Genomic DNA, 19,370 nt, shown 5'->3' with positions numbered 1-19,370 from the left:
ATCACCCACTATTTGGAATACTCTGATTCTAACTGGTTGTAGAATTCATTGATCATAGTATTCAAGCCTTGTATTTTTTCGATCTCTTCGTTCGGAATGGAGTATTTCATTTTTATAACTTCTTCATACAGCTCAGCATTTCTTACTCTTGATATCGGAATGCCCTTCTTGACCGCCTGAAGTCCTCTGTTGTAAAGGAGCTCTATGGTCTTAAGCATTTCAAGCTGCTTCTTAAGGGGAACAAAAGTGTCCTCCTTATGGAAGGCATTCTGCTGAAGGAAGCCGATCTTTATTACCTTTGCAACCTCAAGAATAAGCCTTTGGTCATCAGGCAGTACATCCTCTCCAACCAGCAGAACTATCTCAAGGAGCCTGCTTTCATCGTATAAAAGGTTAAGCATTCTGGATCTTATCCCCTCGATGTCCTCATTTAGCTCCTTCTCATAGAACTTCTTGATCATATCGCTATAGCCAGAGTAGCTTGTAAGCCAGTTTATTGCCGGGTAGTGTCTTGAATATGCAAGCTCTCTGTCAAGTCCCAGGAATACATTTACGAATCTCTTTGTATTCTCAGTTACCGGCTCCGAGAAATCCCCTCCTGCCGGAGAAACTGCTCCGATTATTGTAACTGATCCCTCTTCACCTGAAAGAGTTTTTACATAACCTGCTCTTTCATAGAACTGAGCAAGTCTTGAAGGCAGATAAGCAGGGTAGCCTTCCTCAGCAGGCATCTCCTCAAGACGCCCTGATATCTCCCTTAAGGCCTCTGCCCATCTGGAGGTTGAGTCGGCCATGATCGCTACGTTGTAGCCCATGTCCCTGAAGTACTCAGCCATGGTAATACCTGTGTATATGGATGCCTCTCTTGCAGCTACCGGCATGTTTGACGTATTTGCAATAAGGACGGTTCTTTCCATTATCGGTCTGTCGGATTTAGGGTCAATAAGCTTAGGGAAGTCCTCAAGAACCTCAGTCATCTCGTTTCCACGCTCTCCGCAGCCAACATAAACTATTATGTCCGCATCCGACCACTTGGCAAGCTGATGCTGAGTCATTGTCTTTCCTGTACCGAAACCGCCTGGTATTGCAGCAGTTCCTCCCTTTGCGATCGGGAAGAAAATGTCCAGTACCCTTTGTCCTGTTATAAGTAGCTTATCTATCTGAAGTCTTTCATCAACTGGTCTTTGGACACGGACAGGCCATTCCTGATGCATCATGACCTCGTGCTCTTCGCCCTTAAGGTCCTTTACCTTCATAACAACATGGTTGATATTGTATTTCCCGGGTGCAGCAAGCCAGGATATCTTGCCTTCGACACCTATCGGCACTAAAAGCTTATGAGTGATAAGAGGCGTCTCCTCCACTTTTCCAAATATATGTCCCTGCTTCACATAATCGCCAACTGCCACTGTGAACTCTACTTCCCAAAGAGCCTCCTCATCTATGGATATCAGGCCTATGCCCTCAGGAATAAAGCTTCCGTGTTCATCCCTTATTCTTTTAAGTGGTCTCTGTATACCGTCAAACATATTGCTCAGCATTCCAGGTCCAAGCTTAAGTGAAAGAGGCTTGCCAGTAGAGATGATCTCCTCTCCTCTTTTGACTCCCTCAGTTTCCTCATATACCTGTACTGTACCGAAATCGCCGTCGACAGCAATTACCTCGCCTATAAGCTTCTTTGTGCCGACCATTACCATCTCTCTCATCTTAAAGCCCGTCATGTTTTTTCCCAGTATAACGGGACCGTTGATCATCTGGATCTCGCCTATCAGCTTACTCATTGCTCTCACCAGCCTTTTCCAGGGCAAGGCACAGCCTTTGTCCTATGGTGTATTCCTTCTCCTCGATAAGAGTCTTAAGTGAATGATCGATGTTGTAGGTCTTCTCGGAGTTGCTGATCACAAATCCTCCGATTTTATCATCGCTCATGGTCTCAATTACAAAGGACTTGCCTGTAACTGCCACTAAGCCCTTGATGCAGCCCTTGATCGACTCCTTGTCCTTCTCCCTTACATAAACAACAACTTCGTTGTTCTCAAATTCCTTAAGGTATTTATTGATATTCTCACAAAGATATTCATAATACTCGTCAGTATCGACAAATTGGTCGGCTTTCTTCAATATCTCCCTTAGGAGCTGATCCTGAAGATCCTTCCTCTTTTGTCTCAGCTGAGCTTTGTTTTTTTCGATCGCCTTGGCCATAGCTTCGTTTCTCTCGATCTTAGCCATGCTGATCTTCCTTCTTACTATCTCGTCTCTATGTGCTTCAAGCTCTTTTCTCTTATCTTCAAGTGCCTGAAGGTTCATCTCCTCAAGCTCCTTCAAAGCTCTCTGAAATTTCTCCTCTTCCTCACGGTAGACGATCTTGTGGAAAATCTCCAATTTTTCCTCAACTGTTATCATAAGTTCACCACCTAAATTTTTATGCCTATGGACTCTTTAATATATCTCATAATGAAATTCTTGTCCTTTAGGCCAGTACGGTCAGGAATCGTCACTATAAGCTGGGAGCTGCCGGTGCGCTTAAGCTCCAGCACCTCTTCCTTCATTTCTTCGAAGATCTTCTCAGTAATAATGATGATCCCGATATCCTTGTCCTCGACAGCCTCTTTGAAGCGTGCAATTATTTCCTCTCTCGTCTGGGCAAGGACGCCCTCGATATTGGCCAGTCTCATCCCGATTATCGTATCTCTGTTATCACTGATCAGGTAAGACTTCATTTTTATAGCCTACCCAGGATCATGATCGATACTATAAGTCCATAGATAGCGATACCTTCTGCAAGACCTACGAATATAAGAGTCTTACCAAGAAGTGATGAATCCTCTGAAACCGCTCCAAGAGCTGCTGAACCTACAACCGCTACTGCATAACCTGCGCCAAGTGTTGCAATTCCTGTCGCTAAAGCTGCTGAGATAAAACCAAGTCCCTGAGATGATGAAAGAAGTCCGCCTGCTGCTTCTCCTGTTTCCGCGTTGATTGCTTGCGGGACCATGATAACGACTGCTGCAATAAGAAGCGGTAAAAATACAAACAGATTAGTCCTTAATATCCCCTTAAGCTTCTTTTTTCCGCCCTCCATATTGTTGTAGATGTAGAAAACTCCTGTACCGATCGTAAGTAAAACTAAGATTGCTGTAGAAACAAGTATAAATGACATTTTTTCTCCTCCTAAAATTGAATTGTGTTAGTTTTCAAGGCTGACAGGTTTAAACTCTCTGCCATCGCCCTTGTAGTATCTGCTGAACATTTCATAGTATTGAAGTCTCATCCCCTGAATGAATACTATCAGTGCTTCCAATGAGATGATAAATATATTTCCAATAACTATCATCAGAATATTACCTGCTGCTGATCCTATCATATGACCCATGGTCTCAAATGCAAGGAACAATCCTACGTGAGTCAATGCAAATGCTCCAACCCTAATGAAGGATATAGTTCCGCTCAGCATAGCCAGGAAGGTCTCAATAAGCGAGAATATGGACTCGACATAGTAGCCGGATATATCTGAACCATGAAGTGGCCTCTTCCCCTCAATCAAATGTGTCAGCGGCAGCCTGAATACTATAGCCAGCAATGCGAGAACTGCAATTCCAACTCCTATGGGCATTGGCAGGATATTTATTCCAAGCATTCCTCCGCCTACGAGAACCAACACAGTTACGTAAAGAACCACACCTGCAACGCCTTCCTTACCAAACAAGCCTTCTTCGATATCGTGTCTCTTCATGGCATTTATTATACCAAATACGTAGGATATAAGCAGGATCACAACGCCTACTATTATCGCAAATATCAGGATCTCGTTGATATTCTCAAATGGCTTCATCCACAAAGCCGGTATCAGAGTTTCTATCCCAAAAACCGCTCCGTACAAAAGGCCGAATATCATTGACGAAATCCCAAGCCTTTGAATAAGACCACCAAACTGCTTCATCCTCTTCGAGAGAAAGTACCCGGCAATCAGAAAAACAAATCCTTGCCCCAGGTCTCCAAACATTATCCCGAAAAGGAGCATGTAGGACAAACTCACAAAGGGAGTTGGATCGAGCTCATTGTAGTTGGGAGTTCCGTAAAGGTTGACAAGCCACTCGAACGGCCTGAAGAACCAGTTGTTTTTTAATTTTGTTGGTGGCTGAAGGCTTGTTTCATCCTTAAATATGACTAATGTATCTCCATACTTTTCAAGAGTCTTCTTTATTTCTTCTCTTTCAGATTGGGCAACCCAACCTGACATATAGAAGAATCTCTTTGAAAATGCTATTTTTTCTTTTATGTTATCAAGCTTGGAGAGAAGTTTAACCTGCGCTATAAGATGCTCTATCCTGTCTCCGTATTTTGCCTTGATTTCAGCCAATCTATCCTCTTGACCCTTTATCTCCCTGTAGAGCCTGTCTTTATTCTTGATTATCTGCTCCCTGATCTCCTGTGGAGTACCTGAATATTCCTTAGGGATCACTATCTCCCTGAAATTCAGTGACCTTAATATCCTCTTCATTTCTTCCTCAAGGCTTGTGGGATAAAGTACAAGGTAAACCTCGCCCTGTACGCTGGTTCCGGTATGAAGAAGTATGGCAAGTATATTTTCATAGTTTTTCTTCAGCTTGTTGCGGTCTTCCTTAGTCAAGGTTCCCATCTTAAAGCTAAAATACTCCATCTCTCTAAGTGAGCTTATGGGTACCGAGAATTCCTTAAGCTCCTTAAAGCTGTTCGCATAAAAATCCTCCAGATATTCCAGTTCCCTTTGCATAGCCTGAAGCATAGCATTAGGCTCATTAACCTCTTCGCAGATGTCATCAAGCTCATTTAGAATATCTTCTTTCTTCATCTCGACAGCAGTCTCATGTATTTCGGACTCTGTTTCGATTCCAAGTATTTTCTTAAGCTCTTCACCTTTTTTAAGAAGCTCATCATAACGCTCATCCTTCTCAAAGGTGGTTATGCTGTTCAGGTCGATCAGCCTGTCGATGTTTTCATCGCTGACGTCGAAAAGGAAGTTGTTCTCCTCTATCTGCGTCATAGCATCTACAAGATCTACCTTTCCCGACTGTAGTATATCCTTAAGCACCAGGTCAGCTTCACTAACCTTGCCAATGATATTCATAATCGTCATTTTTTCTACGGACATTATTCATCACTTCCTTTTATCGTCCTTACGAGGTACTCCTTGATCTCGTAATAGGATAATCCATATTTTTTTGCTTCCAGTATAGATATAATATCACGGATCTCAAACTCCAGCAGGTGAAGATATGCATTGGAGATCGAAAGATCCATCTTACCCTTAGTAAAAGTATTTCTAAACATATTATAAAGATGCCTTTGCAGCCTTATCTCCATGAAAAGGTCTATGTCCTTTTCCTCGTTCACCATTTCCTTATAGGGTGTCTTCGAAACCTTTGCCTTAAGATCCTCGACAGTTCCGTAGCACAGCTCCTTCAACTCCTTGTAGCCAAACAGCTTCCCGTTGGGCAAAGTGTAGTTGATAAGCTCCTCAGGCAGAAGATTATAGAACTTGATACCTCTATATATCCACTCGATGTTCAGCAAATCTATGTTTTCACTGAGGAAATCGGTGTAGATGTTCTTATCAGTCTTCCCTAACAAATCAGTACTTTCAAACAATGAGTTAAAGTAAAGCCTGTCGAGATTCATCTCCATATAGAAAAGAAGCTTTGAGTAATCCTCATGTCTGTAAGGGTATAGAACATCGTAGAATTTTGTACCCTCAAGCTTTTCTATAAAATCGTCAAGAGACTTTGCAGTTCTAAGTTTTTCGATGGAGAAGCTGTAATACTCGTCCCGTATCATGCTGACCTTTTCATACTTCGAAAGGTCCTCTCCCCTTGCAAGAGCTCTTAGGTAAAGCTTCAGGTCCTCTGTTTCGAACCTGAACATATAGGCCTTGTAGAACTTTTCATAGTTGTCTGTAAAGTACTTCAGGATCTTCTTGAACTGGGTTATCAAAAACCTGTCAAGCTGGATCTGTACCTGCTGGATGTCTTCCAGATCATGAAGCTCCTGGAGGACCTGTCCATAAACGGTATGGTCCTTCAAATACTGGATCTGGTCACTTACCTGATCCTTTTCCATCAGCGTTATATAGTCGGAATCCTTCAGGAAACGGGAGCGCATAACCCTTAATTTTGTGTTTATGGCAGAAAATCGTCTTACATTTCCCATTCTATCCCTCTATTCTTCGCCAGTCAGTATTTCTTTCCAAAGGCTTTCCACCAACTTATCCTTAACTTCATTGTATACTACATCGATGTTTACCATGCTGCTCATGCATTCAACCTCAACCTTGCCTGGTCTTTCAGATTCCTCGGTCGATTTCTGCATTATCTCCTGATAGGCCCTTTCTCCCTCCTCCATATAAGATTTCATAAGGTCCTGCTCCAGCTTTTGAAGCATGTCCAAGCCCTCCAGCTTCTTCTTTCTGAGAAGCTCCTCATACTTGGCTCTTAGGGCAACGGTCTCCTTATCTAGATTGATGATTTGTTGTGCGATTTCGTTCATTTTTTATCACTCCTTAACCCTATTAATTATACTCTAATGGGAATATATAACAATAAATCAATATGTCGAAACCGGCAGCAAACAGACGCAAACCATGACATTGTTTGTTAAAACACTAACGCCTCTGCATATCTTCATTTTACTCCTGTTTTCTCCATTTTTCTTCGTTTTTCATAAATATTAAGGAAAATTAATATATCGATGGAAATCTGTGCCATCGAATGATGGAAAGTAAAAAAATAAGATGCCACAGCCATCTGCAGCATCTCTATCATATTATAAACTCAAACCTTTTTCAAACGCATTTACATTAACTTCGTGAACTTTAGGTGGCAAGAATTTCTTTATCTTAGATATCCAGTCGATTTTGTCCAGCCCAAGGGCTTTTACCATCAGTCCTAACATGACTATATTGGACGATCTGGGCTCACCCAGCTCCTCTGCGATCTCTCTTGCATTGACTGAAATGACATTCTCGATGGTGTCCTTAATTCCCTCCATTATGCCGAGTGGATATTCCTCCAAGCCTGAAAGTACAGGCAACGGCCATATTTCTTCCTCATTTACAATGAGTGTGCCGCCTTTCTTAAGCATTGGGATATATCTAAGCGCCTCCACCTTTTCGAATGAAACCAGTATGTCGGCTTCTCCCTTGTTTATCGTAGGAGAGTAGACCTTGTCGCCGAAGATTATCTGAGTAGTTACGCTTCCTCCTCTTTGAGCCATTCCGTGGATCTCTGACATCTTAACATCGTAGCCTTCCTCAAGAAGACCTTCTGTAAGTATCTTCGATACAAGTATAGTTCCCTGACCGCCAACTCCAACCATCAATATTCTCTTATTCATCTATTTCACCTCTTCCCCGAAAGCTTCAATAGAATGGAACGGACAAACCTGCAGACAAACCTGACACCCGTTGCACATCGTAATGTCCATGCTGACAACATTATCCTTCATGGAAATTGCTGGACAACCGATTCTAAGGCATGTTTTACACTTTGTGCAAATCTCCTGATTTACCTGGCAGTAAAGGTTGGCTCTTCTCTTCTGAACATCCTTAAGAAGGGCACAAGGCTGCTTTGTGATTATGACGAATGGCTCGTCTGTTGCAATAGCTGCCTTTACAGCCGCATAGTTCGCTTCCATATCATAGGGGTCAACGACCCTTAAGTTCTCTTCCTTGATGCCGATAGCCTTGACTAAAGCTATAAGGTCGACCTGAGGTGACTCAACTCCTGAAACACTCTTGCCGGTTCCCGGGTTTTCCTGATGTCCGGTCATAGCGGTAATTCTATTGTCAAGGATCACAACTGCCATATTGCTCTTGTTGTAAACAGCATCCACAAGTCCTGTCATGCCTGAGTGGAAGAATGTTGAGTCCCCGACAACACCAAAGACCTTCTTGTCTCTTCCAGCCATTCTGTTTGCTTTGTCAAAACCGATCCCAGCGGAAATTCCAGCTCCCATGCATATGGAGATATCGCCTATGTTAAGAGGTGCCATTGCTCCAAGTGTATAACACCCTATATCTGTAGTAACGTTTATCTTGTTCTTATGCTTGCCCATTGCATAGAATATCCCTCTATGAGGACAACCAGCGCAAAGTGCAGGAGGTCTGTTCGGAGCAGTTATATCTAAGCTGTAGCCCTCCTCAGGCTTCTCACCAAGCATAACCTCTCTGATGATCTGTGGGTTGATCTCACCGCAAACTGAGAAAATCTCTTTCCCGGTGCACTCGATTCCCATAGCCTTCATAAAGTTTTCCATGTACGGTTCGTTCTCTTCGATTACGTAGACCTTCTCTACTCCTGCTGCAAATTCCTTCATCTTCTGATCAGGAAGCGGCCAGCTGAAGCCTACCTTCAAATATGATGCTGTATCGCCGAAAACCTCTTTGGCATGAACATAGCTTGCTCCTGATGTAACAATACCTATCTTTCTGTCATTCCATTCTATCCTGTTCATCTCGGTGGTGTTTGAAAACTCTCTTAAGCGAGGGATCCTTTCGGTCTCCATCTCGATGTGCTTGACTTTTGAGTGGGCAGGCACCATTATGTATTTCTTGATATTCTTTGTGTATTCCCTGATACCGACCTCTTGTCTGTCCAACAGCTCAACTGCTCCCTTGCTGTGGCAGATCCTGGTAGTGACCTTAAAAAGCACTACTGTATCGAAATTCTCGGATATTTCGAAGGCTGCCTTCATGAAGTCCTTGCATTCCTGGCTGTCAGATGGTTCTACCATCGCTACTTTTGCTGCCTGTGCATAAAGCCTGTTGTCCTGTTCGGTTTGTGAGCTGTGCATTCCAGGCTCATCTGCCGTTATTATTACGCAGCCTCCGTTAACTCCCTCATATGCAAAGGAGAAAAGAGGGTCTGCAGCCACGTTAAGTCCAACATGCTTCATGGCTGCCATTGATCTTGCTCCGGCTATGGAGGCACCTGCTGCGACCTCAACTGCCACCTTCTCGTTTGTAGACCACTCAGAATAGATCTCGGGGTATGTGGAAACGTTTTCAAGGATCTCAGTCGAAGGCGTTCCCGGATATGCTGCGGCAACTAAGCATCCGGCTTCGTAAGCGCCTCTTGCGATCGCTTCGTTTCCGGTCATAAGCTTTTTCATTTAATCACTCCTCGTTTAATATCTTTGCTTACATTATATACTATATATTGAAAAATTCCACTATGTTTTAGTGGAAAATTCCAGTCGCTATGCGGCTTTAACGCTTAAAATCAGTGTCCCGTCTTGATGGTCTCCTTGGGTGCTAAGCTGATATCCGCAGGGTCAATTGAAAGATCAGCGGGATCGGGGCAATAGCTTTCAACGTTCTTCGCTCCAGTCTTAAGCTCCCAATGGAGAACGAAGGAGAGTACAACCCTTAGTATGGCAACAGATGCAAGGATAATAAACTCATCGATGGTCCTTATTACGACAGTCTTTATGATCTCGGCTGCCAGCTTGAACTCAAGGCTCAGCGTCATCGCCTTGGCAAAGTCTATGGCAACATCGTCGCCCCTGAAGTCAAAGCCGTTCCTGAAGAACTGGACAAGTCCACGCACTGCTGCTATGGCAATGATAGCAACCCCTATAAGCTCAAGCGAGCTTGTGATATATGGTACAATGTACTCAAGAAAATGCTCGATAATCAAAGTAATCGCTCCTTAAAAAATAAAAGTAGAACAAAGAATTCCCTAACGTCCATTCTACCATATGATGTACCGAATGCCAAAATAAAATTATGATCATCTATCTATTTTTTCGGTTGGACCACCATGTGAAAAGAATTGAAAAAGCCAGTATCTGAAGAATTATTTCCGGATAGCCAGTTAGCGGATCGAAGGAGAAGTTAGTATATAGCAGCCCTTCGATCGAACCCGGACCGGTTATGACTGCACCGATCGATGTCAATGCAAACATCAGCCATGCCAGCTTAAGCCATCCAAAATCTTCCCTTATTATGTTATTCCTGAATGGGTATATTGCCGAGCCAAGGATCGCTCCCCTTACAAGCTGCACAGGTACTGCCAGCCTTACTGATAGAGCATCGATAGGCTTCATTACAAGGCTCATCATCTCGTCTGAATCAAAGTAAGAAAAATAATCGCTAAAAAACATAAACAATATGCCAAATACCGCATAGGTCAGGGTATGTATTACAGAAAATCTTGAAATGAACCTCAGCGGGCTCTCTCTTTTAACAAACATCCAGTTACACCTTCCTTTCAAGGGCAGTGGGGTGGGTTACAGCTTTTGACCGCAGTTTGGACAGAAATTGTGCTCGGGGTCAACATGGGCCCCACAGCTTGGGCAGCCTGTATACCCTGCTGTACGAGCATGTCCGCAGTCAAGGTCCCGCTCAGCTATGACTACATCTTCGCCCCTTCGCAGCCTGTCGCCCAGGTCTTTGTCCAGCATACATGTCTGTCCGCAGCAGGACTTTGTAACAGTATACCTCCACCCCCACTTGAACAGCGGGATGAAGAAAAAACTGAACACGTTGCAATGCCCTTGGACCATGTACCGTCCGTACTTACCGCAGGATGAACATATCTCCGCCCGATTGTATTCATATGTATATGATTTGGGGTAAACCCCCGCAACAAAAAACATTCTTAAGTGCCTCCTGACATCGGGGACGGTTCTTTTTGGCTGAAATTGCATGTTTTTCGAAACAATTTTCAATTTAGCCATCGACCGTTTTGTTTCTTTGCTGATTCTTGTACCATATTCCTGCTTACTTCCAGCATATCAGCTATCTTCCTAAGAGAAAGGTTTGATTTGTGAATCATCACTTCAATCAAGGAGTCCATAAGATAAGGCTTCACAGTAAGCTGTCTTACATCAGAAACACCCTTACTTTCACAGAATTCGCTGATTATTTTTTGTGCCTTTATGTATTTAATCTGTTCCATTTCTTCTTTTGTATCCAGGTATTCCCCTTCATCATCAAGCCTATGGAATGCCTTGAACGATTCTATACTGCCGGACAGCTCCAGTATCAAATCGTATTGACCTTGTGCCAATATCCCAAGGTTGCCTGATATATATCCATTGTAGCTGCTCCACGAATATCCTTTGCATTCTCTTGTTATGCCTGCATTGACGGGATTATTGTGTACATACCTTACAACCTGCAGCAGATGTTCATCACTCAGAACCTCCTGGGACTTATACCGATCCTGGAAAACATGTCCAACCCTATCCATCCTGCTGTTCAGCTTCATCGCAAATGTTGTGTTAACCCGCTTGAGCAGGATACCTATCTCAATCAATTCGCCCTTCAAAACAAGATGCACATGGTTGTCCATGATGCAATAGGCAGCCACTTCAATCTCTGTCTCCTCAAGCTTCCTGGATAAAATTTCCATAAATGATGATTTGAAGTCATCACTTCGAAAGATCATTTCCTTATTGATGCCCCTCATCATAATATGGTAGTAGCCAGTGGGGCTTTCCTGTCTTTTCTGTCTCGGCACTATTATCACCTCAACCCAATATTACCATAAATCTGTAGTTTTCAAAATATTTAATTAAAATAAAAGCCATCGGGAAGCCATCGGGGACGGTCCTTTTTGGCTGGAATTATCCGGTAACAGGCACAATTCCAGCCAAAAAGGACCGTCCCCGATGGCTGATGATTAAAGTGAATCTATTGATCCAAGTATCTCATCGTTCTCCGGTATATCCTGCATGGAATGTCCATAATGCACGAACCGAAGCACGCCCGCCTTGTCCACCAGCATCTGCGCTGGCATCCTGCCAAGCTTGAACAGGTTGACCTTTTGCCCGTATAGCTTCAACACCTCATGCTTAGGATCCGGGATTCCATAAAACTCCAGATCATTATTCTTCCAGTACTTCTCAAAGCTGTCTGCATTCTCCGGTCCAATTGCCACTATTGCTGTATCCCTATCCACAAACTTGTTATAATCCTGATGCAACTGCATCATATGCTTTTGGCAATACGGTCATACAAAGCCCCTGTTCAATACTATAAGTACATTTTTCTCTCCCTTGAATGCTGAAAGCTTAAACATATCCCCTCTAAAATCCTTAAATTCAAAATCCGGTGCCTCTCTATTTACTTCTACACTTGCCACTTATTATTCCCCCCTGAACTGAACAACCTTTGTTTGCATTCTCCATTATATTATACCCATCCAGAAAATCTCCAATAAAAAGACCGCCTGAAAATAACAGGCGGCAGCAATATTATCCTATTGACTTGATCAAGTATATGAGTACAGCAGCAGATATGAACACAACAGTCAAGACTTTCCTTATCCTCTTCCTGGATTCAGGATCTATACCATTGTAGCCGCTCCCCTCCAGCTCCCCCTTACAGAATGGGCACTCCTTCATATGATCAAGGACATCCCTGCCACAATGAGGACACTTGACAAGATGCTTCTCAAATCTCTTAAGCTTATTTCTTTCATCCATTTTAATACCTCATAAAGCATGAATCATCCCGACTGTATTTTAGCAAAGATCCTCATGCTAAGCTTTATTTAACTTCTCCCTTGCCATTTTAAGAAAAGTCTCTATTACCTTAATTCTGGCATAATACTTATCGTTGCCCTCAACAATCACCCAAGGAGCGTATGGGGTATTCGTCCGCGCCAGCATCTCTTCGATAGCTTCCTTATAAATATCCCATTTATCCCTGTTTCGCCAGTCCTCATCGGTCAATTTATAATTCTTGTCAGGGTCTTCCTCCCTGTCGTTGAATCTTCTTAGCTGCTCATCCTTGTCGATATGGATAAAGAATTTTATTATCAGGGTGCCGAAATTTGCAACATGCTTCTCATTTGAGTTTATTTCATCAAACGCCCTCATATAATCACCGGCTGAAACAAGGTTTTCAACTCTCTCAACCATGACTCTTCCATACCAGGATCTGTCGAAAATAGTCATATGTCCAGTTTTAGGCATGTGCTTATAAAATCTCCACATATAGTTGTACTGCTTCTCTGTACTGTCAGGTGCAGATATAGGAATGACTTCGTAGCCTCTTGGATCCATTTCCTGAGTAAGCCTCTTTATGGCACCGCCTTTTCCTGCAGCATCCCACCCTTCAAATACAATTATTGATGGGATCCTCTTTGTGTACAGAGCATAGGCAACTTCCTTCGCTTCAAGCTGGAGCTTGCCAAGCCTATCCTGATATTCCTCTGTTTCCAGCTTCTTACTCAAATCAACTGATCCAAGGACGTTAGACTCTCTCTTTATATATTCCGTGTGTGTCTCCGGAGTTGCTTCCTTCTCTCCAATTCCGTTTTCGAGCCTTTTCTCAATCATCTTTTTAACTGTGGTAAGCATTTCATTTATAGCTTTCTGCTTTTTATCTGTCGATATTATATTCCAATGACTCTGCTCATAATCAGTTATTGACAGGATCTCACTGAACATTGCCTTGTATTCCTTGCGGCGCTTTATTTGATCCCAGTCATTTTCTGTGACTCTGAAATCAGTGTACTTGCTTGATGCAAGCTTCTTGACCCTGTCCTCCTGATTTTTTTTGGAAACCTCTAAAAAGAACTTGATAATCAATGTGCCGTCATTTACCAGTTGCTTTTCAAAAAGCTCGATATCCTTTACATCGTCGTAAGCGATAGGTTTACCAAGTCTGTTGCCTGACATTATATTTTTATAATAGCTATGGATGTATATATGGATGCTGCCCTTAGACGGGATCCCTTGCCAGAATCTCCACAGGAATGGTTTTCTCTTCTCATCCTCTGTAGCTTCCTCATATACCTTTATTTTAAAGATTCGAGGATCCATTTCTGTGATAAGCTCGTTTACCATGAATCCCTTCCCTGACGATTCCCATCCATCGAAGAGGATTAGAACTGGAAATCCGGCATCCTTTACTCTTCTCTGCAGATTTCCGATCTCCTCTTTAAGTTCTTTATTTTCTTTCTTATAATCCCTCTTATCATTCTCCACAGCTATCCCCCTTATCAAGGTTATCTAAGGTTAAAGAAATCACTGGCTGGATCTGGTAATGCCCGATGTCCCTAATTGAGCCAGAACTTCAAGGAAAACAGGATGAACAGGAAAAAGGCAAAGACGAACACAAGGGCAATTGCGAGTCCTGCTCCAACTGCATATTTCATCAGTGCGAACATCTCCCGCTTGCTCATAGGTTCATTGTCGCCGACAAATTGACCTGCTGGTTCCTTTTTCTCCTTCACATACCAGGGTGCCCCCTCAAAATTCATGTCGGCGACTACCCTGCCGTCGTCCTCAAAGTGCTTCTTCATAACAACTACTCCTTATTATATAAATGACAGGCCACCTTATGCCCCTCTTCCATCTCCTGCATCAATGGGATCTCTCTACTGCAGATATCCATCGCATATCTGCACCTTGTGTGGAACTTGCATCCTGACGGCGGATTCGCAGGTGAAGGGATACTCCCCTCAAGGATGATCCTCTCTGCCTTGAAGTCCGGATCCGGTACAGGGATCGCGCTGAAAAGCGCTTGAGTGTATGGATGCAGCGGATTTCTAAATATAGATTCCTTATCCGCATATTCAACCAGATTTCCAAGATACATTACCCCGACGGTATCTGAAATATGCTCTACAACAGACAAGTCATGGGATATGAAAAGATATGTCAGATCGTACTTTTCTTGAAGATCCTTAAGAAGATTTATGATCTGTGCCTGTATAGATACGTCAAGTGCTGAAACGGGCTCATCGCACACTATAAACTCAGGATTAAGTGCCAAGGCTCTCGCAATGCATATCCTCTGCCTTTGTCCGCCTGAAAACTCATGGGGATACCTGTCCTTATGGTACTCCTGAAGACCGCAATCCTTCATGATGCGTGTGATGTACTCATCAAATTCTGCCTCAGGCACAAGCTTCTTCTCCCTTACAGCCTCACCTATGATCTCACCAACGGGCATCCTTGGTGAAAGGCTTGAATACGGGTCCTGGAATATGATTTGGATCCTGGGCCTTAAGGCTCTAAGGTCTCTTCGATTAAGGTCGTGTATTTCTATCCCGTCAAACTTTACTGAACCGCTGGTTTTATCTGTCAGTCTGAGTATTGTCTTTCCGATCGTAGTTTTCCCGCAGCCTGATTCACCAACAAGGCCCATGGTCGTGCCTCGCTTGATATCGAAGCTTACGTCATCAACCGCCTTTACATAGCCCTTTACCTGGGAGAACATACCTCCGGAAATCGGGTAGTATTTCTTGAGATTTTTGACCTGGATTATGTTTTCATCATTTTCTTCTACAAAATCATCATATCTTACAGCCTCACTCATTGCTCTCCCTCCTTCCCGGCATGTATTGGTAGCAAGCCACCCTATGTGTACCGCTTATCTGATATGTTGGAGGATAAACTCCCTCACAGGCCTTGAATGCCTTGTTGCATCTATCCTTGAAGTAGCAGTAGTTCGGCATATCGATCGGATTTGGAACTGATCCAGGTATGCTGTAAAGTCTTTCGACCTTCCTGTTGCTGCTTGGCTTGGACTCCATCAACCCGACTGTATATGGATGCTTTGGTGAATGGAATATCTCCTGTGCAGTCCCCTGCTCAACAACTCTTCCTGCATACATTACAACCACATAATCTGCCATCTCAGCTATTACGCCAAGGTCGTGGGTAATAAGCATGATGCTGGAATTTATCTGATCCTTAAGATTTCTCAAAAGGTCCATGATCTGCGCCTGGATAGTTACATCAAGTGCAGTCGTCGGCTCGTCAGCGATTATTAGCTTCGGGGTACATGCAAGCGCCATGGCGATCATAGCTCTTTGCCTCATCCCGCCTGACAGCTCGTGGGGATACATCTCGTAAACACCCTCTGCATTGGCTATCCCTACCATCTTGATCATCTCGATGGTCCTTGCAGATACCTGCTCCTTACTCATTTCAGGATTGTGAAGCTCAATTACCTCGTCTATCTGCATTCCGACTTTAAATACCGGGTTAAGGCTTGTCATTGGCTCCTGAAATATCATCGATATCTCATTGCCTCTTATTTTCTGCATTTTTTCTGTGGGCATCTTAGCGATGTCGTATACCTGGTTGTCCAGGTTGAATCTGATCTCTCCATCCACTATCTGCCCCTGGGGTCTTTGCACCAGCTGCATTATAGATAGTGAGGTCACGGATTTGCCGCAGCCTGACTCACCAACTACACCTACAGTCTTTCCTCTAGGCACATCAAAGGATACCCCGTCAACTGCCTTGACAACTCCTATATCAGTGAAGAAATAAGTGTTCAGATTATCTATCTCAAGGATATTGTTGGGGTTCTTCATGGTCGAGACATACTCTGACTCAGGAACGTCCTTCCTGTTTCTAATCCTTTCGAATTCGTCAGTTATCTTCCTGTTTTCCCTTGAGATCTTCCTCAATTCCTTGGCCGAAAGGTAGTTAACGTTCTTTACAGCCTTGCCATTCTTACCGTTTAGTATTTTATCCATTAGATTTTTCTTATTGTCCATTTCGCACCTACCGTTTCATCTTGGGGTCAAAGGCGTCACGAAGGCCATCGCCAACGAAGTTGAAGCCAAGAACCGTCAAGAGTATAAGTGTACCTGCAGGTATCCACACAAACCAGAAATTGGTCATCTCATAGGCTGTGGACACGCCGCTAATAATATTTCCCCAGGATGCCAGCGGGAATTTTACTCCCAGCCCCAGGAAGCTCAATGTTGATTCATAAAGTATTACGGAGCCAAGACCCATCGTTGCAAAAACAATTAGCTGAGGTATTACATTAGGTACAAGGTGCTTGAATATCCTTCTGGATACTGAAAGACCTGTCGCTTCAGCTGCAACCATAAACTCCTGTTCCCTTAGAGACAATATCTGACCTCTGACCATACGTGCTATGCCGGGCCAGCTCATTATACCAAGTATAAACATCAAAAAGTAGATCCTAAGCTGCGGTGCGACCTCCATGGCATCCATTATTGAACCTAGAATTATCAATAAAGGCATAAAAGGTATACAGTTGAATACGTCAACTATACGCATTATAAGCATATCGACCCATTTGCCGAAGTACCCTGCCAATCCTCCCATGATTACTCCGAGGGCTGATTCCAGAAGTACTACTATAAATCCTATGGTAAGTGATATTCTGCCACCATACATAAGCCTTGTCATTACGTCCATTCCGTGCTTGTCCGTTCCAAGCCAGTGCTTCGCTGAAGGCTGTTCGTGGATGGATATGAGGTGAGTCTGGGTGTCAGCCTTCACTGTATAGAGGTTGTTGATCCTCGACACCTGATACTCCACATCTACACCCTCTTCATTCTTGAACATAAAGGATGGGTGGTTGCCCTCGATCGCATCACTAAGGGCTTTCTTGAATTCTATAGTAAGGAAGACATCCGGTGATGCCGGCTGTATAGCAAGGTTTGACAGAAGGGCATATTCCTCGTCACCCTTGTAGATCACGGCTAAATTGTCCTCCTCCTCGATCCTGTAATCGACACCATCTGCAGAGAAAGTAAATATTCCATCTTCTCTGAAAGCCTTCTCAGCTGCATAGGTAAACTCATAGCCAAGGTTTTGTGTCGGTATTGCCGGGTCGAATATATTTTTCGACTCAATGGCAGCATCTCCGGATCTTCCAAGGACATACTCCCTGCCGCTTTGAACTATCGTGTAAAGCTCACCATCAAGGTTAAATTGACCAACATTGCCTAGGACCGCCTCAGTAGCAGCTGCATTAAGCTCTGGTGAGATTACTTCTCCGTCGATGCCGTTAATAGCGACAAGCCCTCTGAAGTTTGTTATCCTGGCTATTGGTGCTGAAGTGACTATCTTGTAAAATTCCTCGCCCTCCTCGACTATGTGGTACTCCTGCCCGCCTGAGGTGAAGGTTGTCTTTCCGCTGTTTCTTGCAAGGATAAATGCTGAGTGGGCTGAGCTTGAATACTCCATCCCATCAACAACTGTATATCTGTAATCGTTATTGTAGGTGATACTCGCATATTCCTTGGACATGGTTCCTACATACTTGAAGACCTGAGTCTCCTCATAAGGTGTCACCAAGCCTCCGATAAAGGAGAACACAAACATAAACGCAATTATTATCAACCCAATTATCGCTAGTCTGTTCCTGATAAATCTCTTTACAACTAGCATCCCGGGGGATAGCACCTTGACTCTCTGTTCATCCCCAAGACTACCGGATGTGCTCACATGACTCTCAGCTATGTTTTCTTCTTTTTCTTTAATTATCATCTCTTGATTCTTCTCAGTCACGTAAAATCACCTCCATCAGTCTATTCTGACTCTAGGGTCAACCACTGCATACAGAATGTCTGCAATAAGTGTACCCAACAGCGTCAGAACTGCTAAAAATACCATGTAAAACATGGTGAAGGGTATATCGCCGCTTACCATGGCAAGATATCCCGTGTAACCGATACCTGGGATCTGGAACAAGGTCTCTGTAATAAGAGCTCCAGCAAATAACCCCGGCAATGATCCCCCAAGAATTGTCACTATGGGGATCAAGGTGTTTCTAAAGGCATGGAAGTTGATAACTCTCTTCTCAGAAAGTCCCTTAGCCCTTGCCGTTCTAATAAAGTCTGAATTAAGGACCTCCAGCATGTTGGTCCTTGTGTATCTCATAAGGCTCCCTATTCCAATAATGGTCAATGTCATGACGGGAAGGACAAAATGGCTTGCCACGTCCATGAACTGCCCAAAGGAATCCAGAAGCATGTAGTTTCTTCCCACCTTGCCATAAAGGTCGAACCACCCCAGCCATACCGAAAAGATTAGCTTAAGGACGGTAGCAAAGAAGAAGGTTGGAAGAGAAATCCCCAAAAGTGCCACTACAGTTACTGCATAATCAGTTCTGCTGTACTGCTTTCTTGCTGCAAGGATCCCCAGCGGGATCGATATTATAACCTGAAGCACGAATGCTATTGAACCAAGTATAAATGAATCCCAAATAACCGATGCAAACTTTTCAGTAACCGGCACGCTAAAGGCCCAGGAATCTCCAAAATTCCCTCTGACTGCATTTGAAAGCCACTTAAAGAACCCAGGTACTATACCAATATCCAGTCCATATGCCGCGTTCAGCTGTGCCAGCCACTCGCTGTAGGGCTTGGAATTTGGTCTCATTGAAAGCATCCTTGCCTGGGACTCAACGTATGATGTTGGGATGCTTCTCATTATGGTATAAATTATCAGCGATACGAAGAAAAGAAGTACCGCTGATATCAATAGCCTCTTTAATATGTATTTACGCATTTGATATCCCTCGTTTTCCGTTAAATAGTTAGCTGGTTAATACGCCACCCCAATAAATTACCTGATGGCGCAACATGAGCCCACAATTGTGG

The 19,370-nt window shown here is 43.6% G+C and carries 21 protein-coding genes and 1 pseudogene; all 22 read right to left on the bottom strand.

The window, feature by feature from the left end:
• Window positions 1-8: 8 nt before the first annotated feature.
• The 22 genes and pseudogenes from EC328_RS00910 to EC328_RS00810 all read right to left on the bottom strand — a co-directional run bounded on the left by EC328_RS00910 (window position 9) and on the right by EC328_RS00810 (window position 19,278).
• On the bottom strand, window positions 9-1,781 hold the full coding sequence (locus tag EC328_RS00910; RefSeq protein WP_128425054.1) for a V-type ATP synthase subunit A: 1,773 nt from the start codon (window positions 1,779-1,781) through the stop codon (window positions 9-11).
• Window positions 1,774-2,403, bottom strand: coding sequence for a V-type ATP synthase subunit E (locus EC328_RS00905; RefSeq protein ID WP_128425053.1), 630 nt, complete (start codon window positions 2,401-2,403; stop codon window positions 1,774-1,776). Before EC328_RS00905 ends, EC328_RS00910 begins: the two co-directional genes overlap by 8 nt.
• Before the next feature lie 11 nt (window positions 2,404-2,414).
• Window positions 2,415-2,720: a V-type ATP synthase subunit F gene (locus EC328_RS00900; protein ID WP_128425052.1), complete on the bottom strand. Its 306-nt coding sequence runs from the start codon at window positions 2,718-2,720 to the stop codon at window positions 2,415-2,417.
• A 2-nt stretch (window positions 2,721-2,722) separates the two neighbouring features.
• The gene (locus EC328_RS00895) at window positions 2,723-3,160 is read right to left on the bottom strand and encodes an ATP synthase subunit C (RefSeq protein WP_128425051.1); all 438 of its coding nucleotides are present in this window, start codon (window positions 3,158-3,160) and stop codon (window positions 2,723-2,725) included.
• 27 nt (window positions 3,161-3,187) lie between these two features.
• Window positions 3,188-5,116, bottom strand: a complete 1,929-nt coding sequence (locus tag EC328_RS00890) for a V-type ATP synthase subunit I (RefSeq protein WP_164905981.1) — start codon at window positions 5,114-5,116, stop codon at window positions 3,188-3,190.
• 14 nt (window positions 5,117-5,130) lie between these two features.
• Window positions 5,131-6,186 carry a V-type ATPase subunit gene (locus EC328_RS00885; RefSeq protein ID WP_128425049.1) on the bottom strand — a complete coding sequence of 352 codons (1,056 nt, stop codon included), beginning with the start codon at window positions 6,184-6,186 and terminating at the stop codon, window positions 5,131-5,133.
• Between the two features lie 9 nt (window positions 6,187-6,195).
• Complete coding sequence (locus EC328_RS00880; RefSeq protein ID WP_128425048.1) at window positions 6,196-6,522, bottom strand: hypothetical protein; 327 nt, start codon at window positions 6,520-6,522, stop codon at window positions 6,196-6,198.
• A 276-nt stretch (window positions 6,523-6,798) separates the two neighbouring features.
• Window positions 6,799-7,368 carry an indolepyruvate oxidoreductase subunit beta gene (locus EC328_RS00875; protein WP_128425047.1) on the bottom strand — a complete coding sequence of 190 codons (570 nt, stop codon included), beginning with the start codon at window positions 7,366-7,368 and terminating at the stop codon, window positions 6,799-6,801.
• Window positions 7,369-9,144 (bottom strand): indolepyruvate ferredoxin oxidoreductase subunit alpha, encoded by a 1,776-nt coding sequence (iorA, locus tag EC328_RS00870; protein WP_128425046.1) that lies wholly within the window; start codon window positions 9,142-9,144, stop codon window positions 7,369-7,371.
• Window positions 9,145-9,254: 110 nt separating this feature from the next.
• The gene (locus tag EC328_RS00865) at window positions 9,255-9,671 is read right to left on the bottom strand and encodes a DUF1622 domain-containing protein (protein WP_128425045.1); all 417 of its coding nucleotides are present in this window, start codon (window positions 9,669-9,671) and stop codon (window positions 9,255-9,257) included.
• Between the two features lie 97 nt (window positions 9,672-9,768).
• Complete coding sequence (locus EC328_RS00860) at window positions 9,769-10,227, bottom strand: hypothetical protein (RefSeq protein ID WP_128425044.1); 459 nt, start codon at window positions 10,225-10,227, stop codon at window positions 9,769-9,771.
• 36 nt (window positions 10,228-10,263) lie between these two features.
• Window positions 10,264-10,632: a zinc ribbon domain-containing protein gene (locus EC328_RS11690; protein WP_276318549.1), complete on the bottom strand. Its 369-nt coding sequence runs from the start codon at window positions 10,630-10,632 to the stop codon at window positions 10,264-10,266.
• 68 nt (window positions 10,633-10,700) lie between these two features.
• Window positions 10,701-11,498, bottom strand: a complete 798-nt coding sequence (locus tag EC328_RS00850) for a transposase (RefSeq protein ID WP_128425042.1) — start codon at window positions 11,496-11,498, stop codon at window positions 10,701-10,703.
• A gap of 162 nt (window positions 11,499-11,660) precedes the next feature.
• Window positions 11,661-11,978, bottom strand: a pseudogene (locus EC328_RS00845) (peroxiredoxin family protein); the annotation flags it as partial.
• A gap of 12 nt (window positions 11,979-11,990) precedes the next feature.
• Window positions 11,991-12,122, bottom strand: a complete 132-nt coding sequence (locus EC328_RS11965) for a thioredoxin domain-containing protein (RefSeq protein ID WP_276318542.1) — start codon at window positions 12,120-12,122, stop codon at window positions 11,991-11,993.
• Between the two features lie 112 nt (window positions 12,123-12,234).
• Complete coding sequence (locus tag EC328_RS00840; protein WP_128425040.1) at window positions 12,235-12,465, bottom strand: hypothetical protein; 231 nt, start codon at window positions 12,463-12,465, stop codon at window positions 12,235-12,237.
• A gap of 57 nt (window positions 12,466-12,522) precedes the next feature.
• Complete coding sequence (gene pap, locus EC328_RS00835; protein WP_206363882.1) at window positions 12,523-13,974, bottom strand: polyphosphate:AMP phosphotransferase; 1,452 nt, start codon at window positions 13,972-13,974, stop codon at window positions 12,523-12,525.
• Window positions 13,975-14,045: 71 nt separating this feature from the next.
• Window positions 14,046-14,291 (bottom strand): hypothetical protein, encoded by a 246-nt coding sequence (locus EC328_RS00830; RefSeq protein ID WP_128425038.1) that lies wholly within the window; start codon window positions 14,289-14,291, stop codon window positions 14,046-14,048.
• A 5-nt stretch (window positions 14,292-14,296) separates the two neighbouring features.
• The gene (locus tag EC328_RS00825) at window positions 14,297-15,310 is read right to left on the bottom strand and encodes an ABC transporter ATP-binding protein (protein WP_128425037.1); all 1,014 of its coding nucleotides are present in this window, start codon (window positions 15,308-15,310) and stop codon (window positions 14,297-14,299) included.
• On the bottom strand, window positions 15,303-16,481 hold the full coding sequence (locus tag EC328_RS00820; protein WP_240671498.1) for an ABC transporter ATP-binding protein: 1,179 nt from the start codon (window positions 16,479-16,481) through the stop codon (window positions 15,303-15,305). Before EC328_RS00820 ends, EC328_RS00825 begins: the two co-directional genes overlap by 8 nt.
• A 28-nt stretch (window positions 16,482-16,509) precedes the next feature.
• Window positions 16,510-18,276 (bottom strand): ABC transporter permease, encoded by a 1,767-nt coding sequence (locus tag EC328_RS00815; protein WP_206363881.1) that lies wholly within the window; start codon window positions 18,274-18,276, stop codon window positions 16,510-16,512.
• Window positions 18,277-18,291: 15 nt separating this feature from the next.
• Entirely contained in the window at window positions 18,292-19,278 is a 987-nt protein-coding gene (locus EC328_RS00810) for an ABC transporter permease (protein WP_128425035.1), read from the bottom strand.
• Window positions 19,279-19,370: the final 92 nt, after the last annotated feature.

Origin of the sequence: Gudongella oleilytica (genome assembly GCF_004101785.1) — a bacterium.
In the GTDB taxonomy this organism is placed as follows: Bacteria; Bacillota; Clostridia; order Tissierellales; family Tissierellaceae; genus Gudongella; species Gudongella oleilytica.
This window is presented reverse-complemented; position numbering and strand designations above follow the sequence as displayed.